At 58.5% G+C, this 14,985-nt stretch carries 14 protein-coding genes and 1 tRNA gene; 4 read left to right on the top strand and 11 right to left on the bottom strand.

Annotation, left to right across the window (positions count from 1 at the left end; all coding sequences use genetic code 11):
• On the bottom strand, positions 1 to 672 hold the full coding sequence (pdxT, locus tag FYJ43_RS06285) for a pyridoxal 5'-phosphate synthase glutaminase subunit PdxT (protein WP_195839931.1): 672 nt from the start codon (positions 670 to 672) through the stop codon (positions 1 to 3).
• Entirely contained in the window at positions 632 to 1,471 is an 840-nt protein-coding gene (pdxS, locus tag FYJ43_RS06290; RefSeq protein ID WP_229771660.1) for a pyridoxal 5'-phosphate synthase lyase subunit PdxS, read from the bottom strand. The genes pdxT and pdxS overlap by 41 nt, the downstream gene beginning before the upstream one ends.
• A gap of 148 nt (positions 1,472 to 1,619) precedes the next feature.
• Here pdxS and pdxR point away from each other — a divergent pair, with 148 nt between their 5' ends.
• Positions 1,620 to 3,020: a MocR-like pyridoxine biosynthesis transcription factor PdxR gene (gene pdxR, locus FYJ43_RS06295; RefSeq protein WP_326833393.1), complete on the top strand. Its 1,401-nt coding sequence runs from the start codon at positions 1,620 to 1,622 to the stop codon at positions 3,018 to 3,020.
• A 57-nt stretch (positions 3,021 to 3,077) separates the two neighbouring features.
• Here the strand turns inward: pdxR and cysK are convergent, their stop codons facing one another.
• From cysK to otsB, 4 genes are all read right to left on the bottom strand, one after another.
• A complete protein-coding gene (gene cysK, locus FYJ43_RS06300; RefSeq protein WP_154562985.1) occupies positions 3,078 to 4,013 on the bottom strand; it encodes a cysteine synthase A in 936 nt (311 codons plus the stop codon).
• Between the two features lie 55 nt (positions 4,014 to 4,068).
• The gene (locus FYJ43_RS06305) at positions 4,069 to 4,296 is read right to left on the bottom strand and encodes a sulfurtransferase TusA family protein (protein WP_154562987.1); all 228 of its coding nucleotides are present in this window, start codon (positions 4,294 to 4,296) and stop codon (positions 4,069 to 4,071) included.
• Positions 4,293 to 5,363: a YeeE/YedE family protein gene (locus FYJ43_RS06310; RefSeq protein WP_154562989.1), complete on the bottom strand. Its 1,071-nt coding sequence runs from the start codon at positions 5,361 to 5,363 to the stop codon at positions 4,293 to 4,295. The genes FYJ43_RS06305 and FYJ43_RS06310 overlap by 4 nt, the downstream gene beginning before the upstream one ends.
• Positions 5,364 to 5,779: 416 nt before the next feature.
• Positions 5,780 to 6,655 (bottom strand): trehalose-phosphatase, encoded by an 876-nt coding sequence (gene otsB / locus FYJ43_RS06315; RefSeq protein WP_154562991.1) that lies wholly within the window; start codon positions 6,653 to 6,655, stop codon positions 5,780 to 5,782.
• A gap of 143 nt (positions 6,656 to 6,798) precedes the next feature.
• On the opposite strand from otsB, the gene FYJ43_RS06320 reads away from it, so the two are divergent.
• Entirely contained in the window at positions 6,799 to 8,202 is a 1,404-nt protein-coding gene (locus FYJ43_RS06320; RefSeq protein WP_154562993.1) for an alpha,alpha-trehalose-phosphate synthase (UDP-forming), read from the top strand.
• Between the two features lie 38 nt (positions 8,203 to 8,240).
• Positions 8,241 to 9,221 carry an MsnO8 family LLM class oxidoreductase gene (locus tag FYJ43_RS06325; protein ID WP_154562995.1) on the top strand — a complete coding sequence of 327 codons (981 nt, stop codon included), beginning with the start codon at positions 8,241 to 8,243 and terminating at the stop codon, positions 9,219 to 9,221.
• Between the two features lie 369 nt (positions 9,222 to 9,590).
• Here the strand turns inward: FYJ43_RS06325 and FYJ43_RS06330 are convergent.
• The 4 genes from FYJ43_RS06330 to dnaG form a co-directional block, all read right to left on the bottom strand.
• Positions 9,591 to 9,666: transfer RNA gene (locus FYJ43_RS06330), tRNA-Asn, on the bottom strand.
• A 94-nt stretch (positions 9,667 to 9,760) separates the two neighbouring features.
• Positions 9,761 to 10,261, bottom strand: a complete 501-nt coding sequence (locus tag FYJ43_RS06335; RefSeq protein ID WP_154562997.1) for a hypothetical protein — start codon at positions 10,259 to 10,261, stop codon at positions 9,761 to 9,763.
• Positions 10,262 to 10,273: 12 nt separating this feature from the next.
• A complete protein-coding gene (locus tag FYJ43_RS06340) occupies positions 10,274 to 11,086 on the bottom strand; it encodes a sigma-70 family RNA polymerase sigma factor (protein ID WP_154562999.1) in 813 nt (270 codons plus the stop codon).
• Positions 11,087 to 11,172: 86 nt separating this feature from the next.
• On the bottom strand, positions 11,173 to 13,038 hold the full coding sequence (gene dnaG / locus FYJ43_RS06345) for a DNA primase (RefSeq protein WP_195839913.1): 1,866 nt from the start codon (positions 13,036 to 13,038) through the stop codon (positions 11,173 to 11,175).
• A 35-nt stretch (positions 13,039 to 13,073) separates the two neighbouring features.
• Here dnaG and FYJ43_RS06350 point away from each other — a divergent pair, with 35 nt between their 5' ends.
• The gene (locus FYJ43_RS06350) at positions 13,074 to 13,832 is read left to right on the top strand and encodes an ABC transporter permease (RefSeq protein WP_407643724.1); all 759 of its coding nucleotides are present in this window, start codon (positions 13,074 to 13,076) and stop codon (positions 13,830 to 13,832) included.
• A 29-nt stretch (positions 13,833 to 13,861) separates the two neighbouring features.
• Here the strand turns inward: FYJ43_RS06350 and FYJ43_RS06355 are convergent, their stop codons facing one another.
• On the bottom strand, positions 13,862 to 14,980 hold the full coding sequence (locus tag FYJ43_RS06355) for an HD domain-containing protein (protein ID WP_154563003.1): 1,119 nt from the start codon (positions 14,978 to 14,980) through the stop codon (positions 13,862 to 13,864).
• Positions 14,981 to 14,985: the final 5 nt, after the last annotated feature.

Raw genomic sequence — 14,985 nt, forward strand, 5'->3', positions numbered from 1 at the left:
TTATGAACCGTCACCAGACGGCTCCGACTGTCTTACCGACACGCCTCGTAGCCACGTGCGATGCACCCGGTCGTCGTTGGTCTCCTCTGGATGAAAAGACAAGGCGAGGATGTTCCCCTGTCTCACCCCGACAATGACGCCGCTCGCCTCACTGCCATCATCGGGCAGTCGGGAAATGATCTCGACCCCAGGCCCCACCCGAGTAATGACGGGAGCCCGGATGAACGTAGCCGGGATGCCTTGCCCAACACCGTCGATATCCAGCGCCCCCTCAAACGAGTCCAGCTGGGATCCGAAGGCGTTGCGACGCACAGTAACGTCAAGCAGGCCGAGGGTTTGTTGGTCTTGTGCCGCATCCTCCAAATCAGCAGCTAGCACGACAAGCCCGGCACAGGTGGCCAGCACGGGAAGACCGCTGCGCACAGCATCTTTCAACGGTTCGGCCAGACCGAACGACCTCATGAGCTTGTCAATAACGGTCGATTCTCCGCCCGGTAAGACAATCCCGTCTAGTCCGTCGAGATCGGCATCCCGACGAACCCGACGAGTATCAGCCCCCAACGACTCAAGAAGCTTCATGTGCTCAGCAAACCCACCCTGCAGAGTCACCACCCCGATGAGTGGGGCCATGTCACCAGCCTCGCTCAGCCAGACGGTGCGGGGCGGGCACATCAGCGACATTGATGCCAACCATGGCCTCGCCCAAACCGCGTGACACCTCAGCAATCGTGTCCGGGTCGTCATAGGCAGTCGTCGCTTTGACGATTGCTGCGGCACGAGCCGCCGGATTGCCGGACTTGAAGATGCCCGAACCTACAAAGACGCCCTGCGCGCCCATTTGCATAACGAGAGCGGCATCAGCTGGAGTGGCTACTCCCCCGGCAACAAAAAGCACTACCGGCAACTCGCCTGTACGGGCCACCTCAGCGACAAGATCGTAAGGGGCCTGAAGCTCCTTGGCAGCCACGTAGACCTCATCAGGTGACATGCTGCTGAGGCGCGCCATCTCGGCACGAATGGTGCGCAAATGACGGACGGCCTCGGAAACGTCTCCGGTACCGGCCTCTCCCTTGGATCGGATCATCGCGGCACCCTCGGTGATACGGCGCAGAGCCTCACCCAGGTTTGTCGCCCCACACACAAAGGGGACGTCAAAGGCCCACTTATCAATGTGATTGGCGTAGTCAGCTGGGCTAAGGACTTCCGACTCATCAATAAAGTCGACCTTGAGAGACTCAAGCACCTGGGCCTCGACAAAATGACCGATCCGGGCCTTAGCCATGACAGGAATAGAAACAGCGTCAATGATGCCCTCAATAAGGTCGGGGTCGCTCATCCTTGCGACCCCTCCCTGAGCCCGAATGTCGGCCGGCACACGCTCCAATGCCATGACGGCACATGCTCCGGCATCCTCAGCGATCTTCGCCTGCTCGGGAGTGACGACGTCCATGATGACGCCACCCTTAAGCATGTCGGCCAGTCCGCGCTTGACCCGTGTCGTTCCAGTGCTGTTCGTTGCAAGGCTAGGTTCACTCATGGACCCATCGAATCCACGATTATGGTTCATGACAAGATCCATATATGACCACTTCCATTGGACCACTTTTAGGGTCACAGCCGTGAGACCAGATCTTGTCGTCGAGTTACCACTGCGCCTATCAGACGACGCGCGCCCCTTACCCGTTCGGATCTGTGAGGGTGTGCGTGAACTCATTATGGACGGCGTGCTTGCTCCGGGAGATCACCTACCGAGTACTCGATCCCTGTCAGCTCAGCTCGCAGTGTCGCGCGGAACCGTCGTCGCTTCTTACGAGCAACTTGAAGCAGAGGGCTATCTCGTGGCTGCTGCGGGATCGGGAACCCAAGTCAATCCCGACCTGCATGGCCTCCATCGTCGCTGCGCTACCACGGCAGCAACCCCCCGGCCCCAACGCCATCGGGGAATCGACCTGACGCCTGGAGCACCAGACACCGCTGGGCTAGCTAACTCCGCGTGGCGCTCGGCGTGGCATCGCGCCTGCGTCAACCCGCCTCGCATCACCGACCCATTGGGCTCGCCGCGCCTTCGCCACGAGATTGCCGAACATCTGCGCCAGATGCGTAGTCTGCTGGCCGATCCTCGCCAAGTCGTCGTCACCGGGGGTGCACGAGCCGGGCTCGCTGAGCTCATCCAAGTACTCTCTGCAGGATCTCGTCGCCTAACAATTGGCGTAGAAAGCCCTGGATACCCGAGTCTACGAAAGGTGCCGACAGCCCTTGGACATCGCACCATTGGACTGCGCACTGACGACCACGGACTGGATCCCGACAGCCTGCCGACTAGTCGAGACGGGACAGAACTTGACGCCGCGCTCATTACTCCCAGCCATCAATACCCGTGGGGCGGATCGCTGTCGGCTAGCCGACGGGCAGCCGTCATTCAATGGGCGGAAGCAACGTCATGCTGGATCGTCGAGGACGATTTTGACTCTGAGCTACGCCATGTAGGTGCACCGTTGCCTGCCCTGGCTTCCCTAGACGCGGAGCACACCATCCTGCTAGGAACTTTCTCCTCAGTACTTACGCCAGCGCTGGGATGCGGTTACCTCGTTGTGCCTCCCGATCTAGTCAATCCCTTCGCCCGGCAGCGTCGGGCAACCGGCCAGCCCGTCCCTACCATCGTCCAAGAGGCCGTGGCCGACTACCTGTCCACCGGTGCACTGCGGCGACGAACCCAGCGGATGCGTCAGATCTACCGCCGCAGACGCCGCACCGTCATCGACATCCTCGGATCATTACCGGGGACAACCTTGCAACCGATTGATGGCGGGCTACATGCCGTCCTGGTATTTCATGGGTCAGAGGAGGGCATCGTCCAACAGTGCCGCCACGAGGGCGTTGGCGTCATACCATTATCGACATATTGGGGATCTCATGATCCCGAAGTGGCAGGGATAGTTCTCGGTTTCGGCAGCCACGACGACGCAACTCTTGCTTCCGCACTGAAGATCATTGCCAAGGTCGTAACCGAACATGCCTAACCAATACGCAGCGGCCGACACCCTGAAAGGTGCCGGCCAGTCCGCGAACCTCTATCGTCAGTCGACGAGGCCCTCGAATAGAGCAGTCGACAGGTAACGCTCACCAGTGTCGGCGATAACGACAACGATTGTTTTGCCAGCGAACTCCGGGCGAGCCGCAACCTGGCCGGCAGCCTGCAGGGCACCACCACCGGAGATACCCGTGATGATGCCTTCCTCAGCAGCAGCACGACGGGCGAAGGTTATGGCCTCATCGCCGGGAACTAGCAGGATCTCGTCGACGACGGACTTGTCAAGGTTATCGGGAACGAAGCCCGGCCCCCAGCCCTGAATCTTGTGCGGGGCCTTTTCACCCTTGGTAATAACCGGGGACTCTGCGGGTTCAGCACCGAAGGTCTTCACCTCGGGATTCTTTTCCTTGAGGTATTTACCGACACCAGAAATAGTGCCGCCAGTACCGATGCCAGCAACGACGGCGTCGACTTTGCCGTCAGTATCGTTCCAGATCTCCTCACCGGTGCGATCATGGTGGATAGCCGGGTTAGCAGGATTGTCGAACTGACGTGCCAGGATGGCACCAGGGGTGTTCTCAACGATCTCAGCAGCCTTAGTGTTCGCTCCCGGCACACCGTCAGCGCCTGGCGTCAGAACCAACTCGGCTCCCAACAGACGGATGATGGCGCGACGCTCCTTAGACATCGTCTCGGGCATAGTAATGATGACCTTGTAGCCGCGAGCCGCACCGACCAAAGCCAGGCCGACACCAGTATTACCCGAGGTCGCCTCAACAATGGTGCCTCCCGGCTTGAGCTCGCCGGAGGCCTCGGCTGCGTCAACGATCGACTGAGCAATACGGTCCTTGACGCTTGATGCCGGGTTAAAGAATTCCAGCTTGGCCAGCACGGTGGCCTGAGAGTTCGGGAACAGTTTATTGATTTTGACTAGCGGGGTATTGCCAATGAGGTCAGTGACATCATTACCGATCTTCGCCATGGTGATACGTCCTTTCAATGATGCTTGCAAGTATTGTGGTGTGCGTAGCTACGGGTCATGCCTTTTCGACGGTAATCGTCCAGCCAGCATCACCCACCTTTCGGAAATCAGTGACGGGGTAGCCTGCTGTCGCTGCCCACTCGGGGATGGACTCGGTGGCCTGGGTGCAGTCGAAATTGATCGTCAGACGGTCCCCGACCGGCAGTCCAGCGATCGCCTTCTGAGCCTCGACGAGAGGGAACGGGCACACCTGCCCGCCGGTTTCTAAGATGTGGGTAGTCATGACACTCCTTCAGCGACGGTGGTAGATGACAGCGTCCCCAGGGGCGAGGTACGGCCAGTGAAGCCAATGACGAAGACCTTCGTACCGAGCCCGACTCCCAGGAACATGAACAGGAAGGAAATCCAGCCTTGGAAGCTGAACTGGGCCGTCTCGACCATGGCATTGCCGATCGTGCATCCACCAGCCCAGCTGGCTCCAATCCCCATCCCGAGGCCACCAGCGATCGACCTCACGACCTGAGCGGCATCAGGAACACGGATACGGAATTCTCCAGATGCCTTCGCAGCGATATAGGACCCCACCAGGATCCCAACGACGAGCAGCACACCCCAGTCTATGTACGAGGCATGACCGGTTACGGCCCACTCCAGCAGGTTTCCTGTCGGGGTAGTGATGCCCAAACCCGCATGACGGCCAGTCGCCTCGCTAAGCGGATAAGTGATAATCGCGATGACAGAGATGAGAGCAGCAGTAATAAACGGATGCCACTTAGCCTCGAATAGCAGGTGTGCGATTCCAGTTTTCTCCGGCGCCAACGTCGCTACCTTCCGGGCCGGCTGTCGTAACTGACGCCACACTAAGATCCCGACGACAACAGCCAGCACGATGGTAGGTATCCACGGAGAAATGCCGAGGGCGGGGATAGTCGTGACCGGGGCCTTGAAGGACCTTACTGAATTGTTGACGCCTACCAGTGCACCATACTTCATGGCGGCAGCTCCGACGGCGTAGAACACCAACGCGATCCATGATCCGACTAATCCCTCACCACTACGGAACCATGTTCCAGTGGCACATCCGCCGGCCAACACGATAGAGACGCCAAAGAGTAATCCGCCGACGATGACGCCGAGCCACGGCAACGGCTTCCACGACAAGTGGATGACGCCGAGCTGAATCAGCGTCGTGACGCCCACAGCCTGAATCGCGATGACGAGCAGAAACGCCGTCATCCAGGTGGTGCTCTTCGCCACCCATACTTGACGAAAGGCGTTCGTGACACAGAAGCGGCCACGCTGCAAAACAAATCCGAAGGCAATTCCAACTAGTAAGCCAGTAAGAATCATGGTGAATTCCATTCAGAACGTTTCGACATCTTCAGCCACAGGGCAACCGTGGCTATTAATTCGTCGAAATGATGGATAGTGGGGCGCGCCTCTGAGGCGCTCAAGTGGCATGTGAATACAGGTCCGCTCATGCCCGGCAAGCTGGCTAGATCAGCAACAGCGTCGACACATGGAACACATCATCATGACGGAGGTCACAACCGACTGACCGGCATGATTGCTCCAGACACGATGTGTATCCACCATTCCGCCTTTCCACTCATTAACCATGATTACCGACTAAACCCCGACGCTTTTCAATCTTTCAAAACACGTCGAGCGACATCGGCCATCACTAAGGTCAGAAATCATGCAAGCACAATCGCCCTGACCTTTCAAGAAAAATAAGAATTTGTCTTAGAATATGAGAAGTTGTATCACATTTCGATACAGACGCGGTCTGCTAGCGCCCCCAGAAACGCGGCGATTCCCTCCGTCTGGTCACAGACGACGTCGGCGTATTCAGCCATCGATGGCTGCTCCCCAGAGAAACTAATCACGCGGGCACCAGGACGGCCAGCATCAATCCACTCGGCGACAACATTGAGTGCCGGAACGTCGCCCAGATCGTCACCGCACATGATGACGGTCTGCGGCTTGACCTCGTCGATAAGCTCACGCATTGCCTGAGCCTTCGTCGTCACGGCAGCTTTCAATTCGATGATGTTGCGGCCATCCTCGCAGTGCAGCTCCAAGTCCGCGGCAATGTCGCGCACCCTCGGCACCGCAGTAGCTAGGGCATGAGCCGGGTCAGCGGCTCGTCGGGTGTGCAAGGCCACTGCGCGCCCCTTATCCTCGACCCAGCAGCCGGCATCCCGCGGATCCTCGCGACCAAGCTGTTGCGCAAGGGTGTCCAACCGTCCCTTCGCGGTACGCACCGATTCGGGAATCTCCGGGTCTCGCAACGTCCCAGTAGCAGCGTCATAACGCTCTACTCCGTACTGCCCGAGTATCACCAGATGCTCCAAGCCTGGCTGTTCGTCGACGGCAGTCATACGTCGCACCGCCGCGACCTCTCGCCCAGTCACGATCGCCACCGTGGCCAACACGCCGTCTAGACGAGACATGGCGTTGCGCGATTCTTGCGTCATCGTCGACGCAACGGGATCGTCAACAATTGGTGCCAACGTGCCATCGAAATCCAATGCGAGGAGCACGGACGCTGGATCAGCCGCTACGGCGTCCAAGATCCCCCTTCCGGCATCAGTTACAGCGGTCCACGACGTGTCGGCTACTACAGGACGGTTCGTCATAAGCCAATAGTCACATACACCACGATTCACAATGAGTCCCCGTCACCCAATAGCGAAGATTGACTCCGCAGGCGAGCCAATGGTTGGTAGCGTGAAAGTGGCCTTGCTGCACAGCATGACTGCCATGAGAGGTGTGATCGAAGATGTCGGAGACCGTCCAGGACAAGGTCGACTTCCTTGTCATTGCTAACCGCCTGCCTGTCGACCGCAAGATCGACGACGACGGCAATGTCAGTTGGAAGTCCTCCCCCGGTGGCCTCGTCACCGCTCTGGAGCCTGTCATGCAGCGCAAGGGCGGCGCATGGATTGGGTGGCATGGCGCGCCCGACGAAGTCGTCGAACCCTTCCACCATGACGGTTACGACATCCACCCTGTGCCGCTGAGTGCTCAAGAAGTCGAGGAATATTACGAGGGGTTCTCTAACGCGACACTGTGGCCGCTGTACCACGACTGCATCGTCGAGCCGGTATTCCACCGCGAATGGTGGGACGCCTTCCAGAAAGTCAATAAAAGGTTCGCTGAGCAAGCTGCTCGGCAGGCTTCAGAAGGCGCCACCGTGTGGGTGCAGGACTATCAACTCAACCTCGTACCGAAGTACCTGCGGCAAATGCGACCAGACCTGCGCATTGGGTTCTTCCTTCATATTCCGTTCCCGCCGATCGAGCTTTACAGCCGTCTGCCGTGGCGCGAAGAACTCGTCGAAGGACTGCTGGGAGCTGACCTCGTTGGATTCCAGACGCCCGGAGCCGCCGCTAATTTTCAGCGGTTGGCGAAGCGACGCCCAGGAGTGACTGCCGCTCGTGGGCGCGCACACACCCCAGATGGCCGCACCGTCGTCATCCGCGACTTCCCCATTTCAATCGACTCACGCGGATTCCACGAATTGGCCACATCGGAAAAGGTCAAGGCAGAGGCCATCAAGCTTCGTGAGGACCTTGGCAATCCCGGAACGATCATCTTCGGCGTTGATCGTCTCGATTACACCAAAGGTCTTCGCCAACGCATCCGGGCGGTCGGAGAGCTGTTTAAGGAGGGCAAGCTCGATCCTCACGAGGTCGTCTTCTTGCAGCTAGCCACTCCCTCACGCGAACGCGTTGAGGAATACAAGATTTTGCGCGACGACATCAATCTGCTCGTCGGGCAGATCAACTCTAAAGTTGGGACAATCGCCAACCGCGCGCTGGTCTACCGCAATGAGTCGGTGCCGCGTGAAGTCCTGGCCGCAATGTACCAGGTAGCTGACCTCATGCTCGTCACCCCAGTGCGTGATGGTATGAACCTCGTAGCCAAGGAGTACATCGCTTGCCGCTCGAACGACGATTCCGCACTAGTGCTTTCCGAGTTCGCAGGCGCAGCGCGTGAACTCAAGCAGGCCTATATGGTCAATCCTTATGACATTGACGGTATGAAGGCCACCATCATGAAGGCGCTCACGGATTCTCCCAAGCTGAAAGCCCGCAAGATGCGAGCTATGCGCCGACAGGTCTTCGATAAGACGATCGACGTCTGGGCAGACAGTTTTCTCACCGAGCTGGAAGGCCATTGAGGTCTACGAAGCCGGATCTATAGAGGAGATAACCAGCAATGAAACTCAGTGCATTAGAGCAAATACCATTATTTGTCGGACATGACGTCACCCAAACCCTCGACGAAACCGTCGCCTTGGCTCAAGGACTCGAAGAGATCGGTTTCCATCGGTTTTGGCTGGCCGAGCACCATAACACCGACCACTTCCTGTCGAGTGCGCCAGACCTGCTCATGGCGCGCATCGCGGCAGCGACGCAGTCGATTCGACTTGGCTCGGGCGGTGTGATGGCTATGCATTACGGCTCCCTGCAGATGGCTGAGCGGTTTTCAACACTCACCGCACTGTTTGGCGATCGTATCGACATGGGCCTAGGCCGAGCCCCAGGTGGTGACATGCTTTCAGCCCATGCCCTCAATCAGGGGCACGTCATCCACCCCGAGGCCATCAACACCCTGATCGCCGAAACGGTGGGATTCATTCGTGGCACACTGCCGTCGGAGAATCCGTACGCGAACGTCGTCGTGACACCGGCGGGCCACGTACAGCCACAGACCTGGCTGTTGGGGTCGTCGGGTCAGTCGGCGGCGTGGGCTGCCGAGCACGGCATGGACTACGCCTACGCCCAGTTCTTCACTGGGCATCAGAACACCGGGATCATGGACCACTATCGCGCTCATCTTGCCGATGGTTGTCCTGGACGCACCCTGTCGGCAGTGTGCGTATCGGCCGCACCAACACGTCAAGAAGCCCTGGAACAGTCGTTTATGGCGGCAAATTTCCGGGTGAGTCTGGGGACGGGACGGCCGGTGACTTTCGTCAAGACCTCTGAGATGGACGACGACACCCGATCTTTACTGACACAGTATGTTCTGTCGAATGAGGACACCATCTTCGTCGGAGATTACGACGAGGTGGCCGACAAACTCTCCGCTTTTCAGGACGCTCACCACGTCGACGAGTTAATGCTCATTAGCTACATCGACGACGTGAAGGTCAAAGTAGAGCAGTACCGTCAACTCGCAACGCGACTCATCTGAATGTTGGATGCGCGGGGCCTATTAGCCGCCGATATGGAGAGAAAACCCATATGCGATGGCGGCCCGCCTCACCGCCACGGATTCTCCGGGCCCCGCCGCGTGAACATGGCCAACAGCAACATAGACGGCCCCGGCGTGCGCTACGTCACCACTAGTGCGATGTCGATGTGTGCTGTCAGATACGACGTTCATGGGGTCTATCACCAGGGTGTTGCCTCAGACCACATCAGATTCGGAACCTGCCGTCGGGTTTCCTTACAGTGTTGCGACGCGTACCAGACCGTCGTGGCGGTTTCCTCGATATAAGACTGCATCCCCGCCCAGGTCTCAGCAAGAGCGACATTGCCCTTGCACAGGCGGCACATTCGGTGGCTCCCCCGACTGGACTCGAACCAGTAACCCTCTGATTAACAGTCAGATGCTCTGCCAATTGAGCTACAGGGGATCAGCGCCCTAGCGCGAGATAAAACATTAGCAGCATCACTGACATGAAGACAAATCACGCTGCGTAGACGGGACTGGCCGCATTCACACTATCTTCACCCCCACTCCTTTTTAAGGGAGCTAGTCGTCTCCATAATTACCTGACGAGTCTCAGGGTCGTTAAGGTCAGCTGACTCTCTCGCCAGCGCCGTCCACGTGATAGATCCATCGGCGAGGTGACCAGCCGGAATGCGGCCTGCAATGAGAATGCTCCCCCCGCGCACCGGCACCGTTCTCGTTGCTGCGATGGATTCGGTGATCTTGGCTCTAAATACCTCGGGGATCTTGCCCGGTTTGTTCAGCACCACGGAAGTTCCGGAACCGTCTAGGAATTCCCAACTGAGAGTCTCAGTATTCCCATTCCACTTACCGCGAACGATCTCATGCCAGGCCACCGCTGAGTCAGCGTCATCGGTCAGCACGACCAATCCCTCGATCACGGCGATCGCGGTCACCCCATCGCCACGCCCGCTGGCGAGCACCTTCACGTCGTCGAATCCGAGAACCGCTCGCAGACGGGCCATCTCGTCAGCACTCGGCCCCTTTGTCCACCACATGTTTCCATCCTGTCACGCAGCAACGACCCGCTGCAGATGACGCCTCAGTCGTGCAAGTGCCCGATGCTCAATGCGTCTGGCGTTCGACGCCGATAGACCTAGCTTGTCGGCAACCGCAGTGATCGTCATGGGCTCACCGTGAAAACCGTGCCTCATCTCGACGATGCGTCTCTCCTGGCCCGTCAACAAGCTAATTAGCCCGGACTCGGGTTCGTCGCAACATGTGTGAACAACAGCCATCTGCTCGAAAAAACTCGTTTCTACCTCCCAGCATTCGACTCTCCGCTTCTCCACCCACATGACGTCCTTGCCCATCTGTGCGGCAATCGCATTACTGCTGGGCACTCGTTGCCAACGGGCCGTCAACTCCTCCTCGACACGAGCAACCTCTGCCGCCTCCCTCATCACGGCCCGCGATCTGGCCCCGCTCAGTCGCACGGCCTCTTCTCCAATCCGGCGGCGAATCCATGTCCAGGCAACGGTAGAAAACCGCGCTCCACGCCGCTCGTCGTACCTGTCAATGGCTTCCCCTAGCCCGATGCAGCCGGCTTGGATAAAGTCCTCGACGCTGCACCGGTATGTCACAGCAGCCTGACGGGCCTGGGTCAACACGAGCGCCAACATGTAGCGCCACAGGACCTGCCGGGCCGCCGCTCCATCGTCTGAAATCTTGCGCAGCTCTGTCTCACTCGCCGGGACAGCTGCCACGAAATAACCCTCGAGGACGGCATCAGCAATGGCACCGGCATCAAGCTTGCGGAATAGCTCGCGCTCCTGCGCAGAATCCAAGGCGACGGCACCGTCAATGAACTCCGTATATCTCATGGTCTGACGATGACGCGCGTCGGGACGTGATGAAACCCCTCACAGATAATCTGTGGACACAGAAAAAGTTGTCCACATGTGTCACATCAGGCCGAGGTGGCTCCGCCTGCCGCAATGAGACTCTTACGTAGCGCCTCGAGAGTCACCAAATCAGAGAACATGGCGTCATAGAGCTTGCGATCTTGATTTGGGTTTGTACGTTGCAAGCGCGATTTGAGGTTGGCAATGTCGTCGGTAATCGACAACAACCGCACCCGGGCCGCATATGCCTGCGCATAACCTCGGTCAGGCTCCTCACGCAGCACCGGCTCCACCAGCAGGGCCACTTCAAGTTGCTTCACGAGTGGATCCGGAGTCGCCTCGCCGACCTTCTCAGCCCATCTGTCCTGCCCACGCGGCACAGCCAAGACAGCGTCGAACACCGCCTGGTACGCCGGGTGCCGCAAATCCTCGACCTCGACCTGATCCCATTCCTCATCAAAGAGATCGGGATATTGCAAAGCGAGTTTGAGAAATCCTCGCTCCACGGATAGGGAGACATCAGCCGGATCCGGCCAGGGAGTCCCTGAACTTTGCTGAGGCGACGCAACGGCGACCGCCTGCGGCTCAGAGCGGCGTTGCTTTCGGGCACGCGACACTTCTCGACGAACCACGTCGATGTCAGCACCCACTACCTGGGATAACTCACGCAAATAACCATCCACGAGAGACTGATCGCGAATGCTCGTAACTAATGGCGCGGCTGCCCTAATGGCAGCCACGCGACCATCCGCACGGTCAAGGTCAAACTGGCTGACGGTGTTCTCCATGACATAGCGATACAGCGGGACGCGACGCGCGACGAGCTCACGCACAGCTTGTGGGCCGCGTTGCATCAGTAAATCGCACGGATCGAGCCCAGTTGGCTCGATAGCAACGTAGGTTTGAGACGAAAACTGGTTATCGCCGCGGAATACTTTGAGAGCCGCTTTCTGGCCTGCAGCGTCACCGTCAAAAGTGAAGATAACTTCTCCGTTGAGAGACCCACTATTGCCCATGAGACGCTGAATAAGCCGGGCGTGGTCATCGCCAAAAGCTGTACCGCAGGCCGCGACAGCGGTATCGACGCCAGACAGGTGCGCAGCCATAACGTCGGTATACCCCTCGACGATCACAGCTTGGCTCTTCTTACCGATATTGGCACGAGCCATGTCTAGGCCATACAGAACATGCGACTTCTTGTAGACCGGGGTTTCAGGGGTATTGACGTACTTGGCGGGAAGCCGGTCGTCGTCGTAGACCCGTCTAGCGCCAAACCCGAGCACGGATTTACCGGAATCCTTAATTGGCCACAACACTCGTCCCTGAAAGAAGTCCCACCCTTGGGAGCGCACCAAACCCGACTCGATGAGAACTTTGGGAGTAAACCCTTTAGCCATCAAGTGGTCACGCAGCACATGACCACCACGCGGCGCATAGCCCATCCCGAACTGCACAGCGGCATCCGGGGAGAAACCCCGCTCAGCGACGAATTCTCGAGCAATGCGGCCCTCGTCGGTCGACATCTGGGATTGGAAGAACTGCGCTGCAGCCTCGTTAGCGGCGAGAATCTGCATCCGCAAGCCTGGCTCAAGGCCGGGGCGACCATCATCGACAATACGCAGCTGAACACCGACCTTATCGGCGAGACGCTGAACAGCCTCAACGAACGTGAGGTTGTCGATCTTTTGGAGAAAGGAGATGGTGTCCCCGCCTTCACCGCAGCCGAAACAGTAGAACAGACCGCGCGACGGCGTCACCTGAAAGCTGGGGGTCTTCTCGTCGTGAAAAGGGCATAAACCCTTCAGAGAGCCGCCGCCGGCATTGCGCAAGGTGACGTATTCACCAACGACCTCGTCGATCCGGACACGTTCCCGGACCAGGGCGATGTCCTCATCGTTGATCCGGCCAGCCATGTTTGCAATCCTACCCATGGTCAGAGCACCCGAATGGTGCAAAACTGTCCGCCGTGACCGTAAACCCTACCTGGCAACTTGGGTTGGCGATAGTTCTGCTCGTTGTACTAACCGTTGCCGCATCTATTCTTGGACGTCTCGGCATCGCCAAGGCGTCCGTCATCGCTGCAGTACGCGCAATAGTGCAGCTCGGAATCGTCTCCATCATCCTGGTCTACGCCTTGGCCCATATGTGGGCGGCATTACTGTTCACCGTATTCATGTTCGCTATTGCCGTGCGTACGACTGCGAATCGTTCCGGAGTATCTACAGCATGGGTATGGGCGGCAGTAGCCATGCTCGCCGGCGTCCTTCCGGTACTTCTCATCATTTTTGCAACTGGCTGCGCTCCATTAACTCCAGTATCTCTAGTGCCAGTTTCTGGCATTATCATCGGCAATATTATGAGCGGCCATACCTTGGCTTGCCGTCGGTTTTTTGCCGATCTGCGCGAGGAGATTGGTACCTATGAAGCGGGGCTAGCCGTCGGTTTCCCACGCCGTGACGCTATTGCGCTCGTCACCGAGCCTAGCGTCACTGAATCAGTGCTGCCGACGGTCGACCGCACGGCAACTGTCGGCTTGGTGACCTTACCTGGAGCTTTCGTCGGCGTGCTCTTAGGCGGCGGCTCAGCGCTGCAAGCGGGTGCTGCTCAAGCCCTCGTCCTCATTGGCATTTTGGCTGGTCAAGCGGTAACTGTTGTCGTGGCACATGACCTCGTCACACGAGCGAAACTCTTGCCCGAAGATCTAGCAACCCAACTTCACCCCTGAAACCGGTAACCCCGATCCATATTGGGCGATCAAAAACCCCTACCCATACCCCGGGGAAGACGACGTCGATCCCACCCCAACAACTCAGAGGCTTGAGAAAAAGCGAATTGATCGGTCATTCCAGCCACATATGCGACGACCTGGTGAATTCGATCAGCGTCAGTCTCCAGAAATTCTTTGGGAACCATATCAATATGGTCTTGGTAATACGTCACCAATCCATGTAAAACCTCAATGACAGCCTCTGATTGTCCCAAGGATTCAGGGCGGGTATAAATCCGCTCGTAGTTAAAGGCTCGCAGGGCTGCCAGGGCTTCGGCTACGTCTGCGGCCATCCCAACTCGTCCAGTCGCACACGTGGTATCAATAACGCAGCGGATGAAGACCGACAGTTGGGTGCGTCGATCCGTTCCTGCCACCTCGCTGACGACCTGTGGCAATTCATTGACAGTGACGATCCCCGCTTTCACTGCATCTTCGAGATCGTGAGCACAGTAGGCAATCCGGTCGGCAAGCGAGACCACCTCTCCCTCCACCGTTCCGGGCGCCGGCCGCGACCACGAATGGTTACGGATGCCATCGAGAGTTTCAGCGCAAAGGTTAAGGCTGGCCAGGCTGACGTCAGCTCCCCACGGGCCGTGATCGAATCCTTCCGGGATGAAGGCGTCAAAAGCCTGCTCGGAGGCGTGCCCTCCCGGCCCGTGACCACAATCGTGGCCCAACGCCATAGCGTCGGCCAAGGTGACATTAGCCCCAATTCCGGCAGCAATCGACCGCGCTACCTGAGCCACTTCGAGGGCATGCGTGAGGCGAGTGCGCTGATGATCGGTGGGATAGACAACAACCTGGGTCTTGCCAGCCAGTCGTCGAAACGCCGTGGAATGGACGATCCGATCCCGGTCGCGCTCAAAACAGGTACGCTCCGGATCCGGCTGCTCGGCAATGGCGCGGTTGCCCGCACCGCTCGCGCGGGTGGCTCCATGGCGCAGCAGCACAGTCTCGCGGTCTTCGCGGGCTTGACGACCAACAACCTCACCGGTGTCGATGCGGGCGCCACTCGACGAATGGGCGTAGACAATGTCGTTCATACCGCGGTGACCAGCCATCGTCAGGGCCCATGCTCGGGCGCGTTCCCCCACTTCGGACATGCTCC

The organism is Cutibacterium porci, assembly GCF_009696315.1.
Taxonomy (GTDB): Bacteria; Actinomycetota; Actinomycetes; order Propionibacteriales; family Propionibacteriaceae; genus Cutibacterium; species Cutibacterium porci.

Excerpts from the sequence above, each read along its gene's own strand:
- pdxT (WP_195839931.1), bottom strand. The coding sequence starts at position 672 with ATGTGCCCGCCCCGCACCGTCTGGCTGAGCGAGGCTGGTGACATGGCC.
- pdxS (WP_229771660.1), bottom strand. The coding sequence starts at position 1,471 with ATGCTTAAGGGTGGCGTCATCATGGACGTCGTCACTCCCGAGCAGGCG.
- cysK (WP_154562985.1), bottom strand. The coding sequence starts at position 4,013 with ATGGCGAAGATCGGTAATGATGTCACTGACCTCATTGGCAATACCCCG.
- FYJ43_RS06305 (WP_154562987.1), bottom strand. The coding sequence starts at position 4,296 with ATGACTACCCACATCTTAGAAACCGGCGGGCAGGTGTGCCCGTTCCCT.
- FYJ43_RS06310 (WP_154562989.1), bottom strand. The coding sequence starts at position 5,363 with ATGATTCTTACTGGCTTACTAGTTGGAATTGCCTTCGGATTTGTTTTG.
- otsB (WP_154562991.1), bottom strand. The coding sequence starts at position 6,655 with ATGACGAACCGTCCTGTAGTAGCCGACACGTCGTGGACCGCTGTAACT.
- FYJ43_RS06320 (WP_154562993.1), top strand. The coding sequence starts at position 6,799 with ATGTCGGAGACCGTCCAGGACAAGGTCGACTTCCTTGTCATTGCTAAC.
- FYJ43_RS06325 (WP_154562995.1), top strand. The coding sequence starts at position 8,241 with ATGAAACTCAGTGCATTAGAGCAAATACCATTATTTGTCGGACATGAC.
- FYJ43_RS06335 (WP_154562997.1), bottom strand. The coding sequence starts at position 10,261 with ATGTGGTGGACAAAGGGGCCGAGTGCTGACGAGATGGCCCGTCTGCGA.
- FYJ43_RS06340 (WP_154562999.1), bottom strand. The coding sequence starts at position 11,086 with ATGAGATATACGGAGTTCATTGACGGTGCCGTCGCCTTGGATTCTGCG.
- dnaG (WP_195839913.1), bottom strand. The coding sequence starts at position 13,038 with ATGGGTAGGATTGCAAACATGGCTGGCCGGATCAACGATGAGGACATC.
- FYJ43_RS06355 (WP_154563003.1), bottom strand. The coding sequence starts at position 14,980 with ATGTCCGAAGTGGGGGAACGCGCCCGAGCATGGGCCCTGACGATGGCT.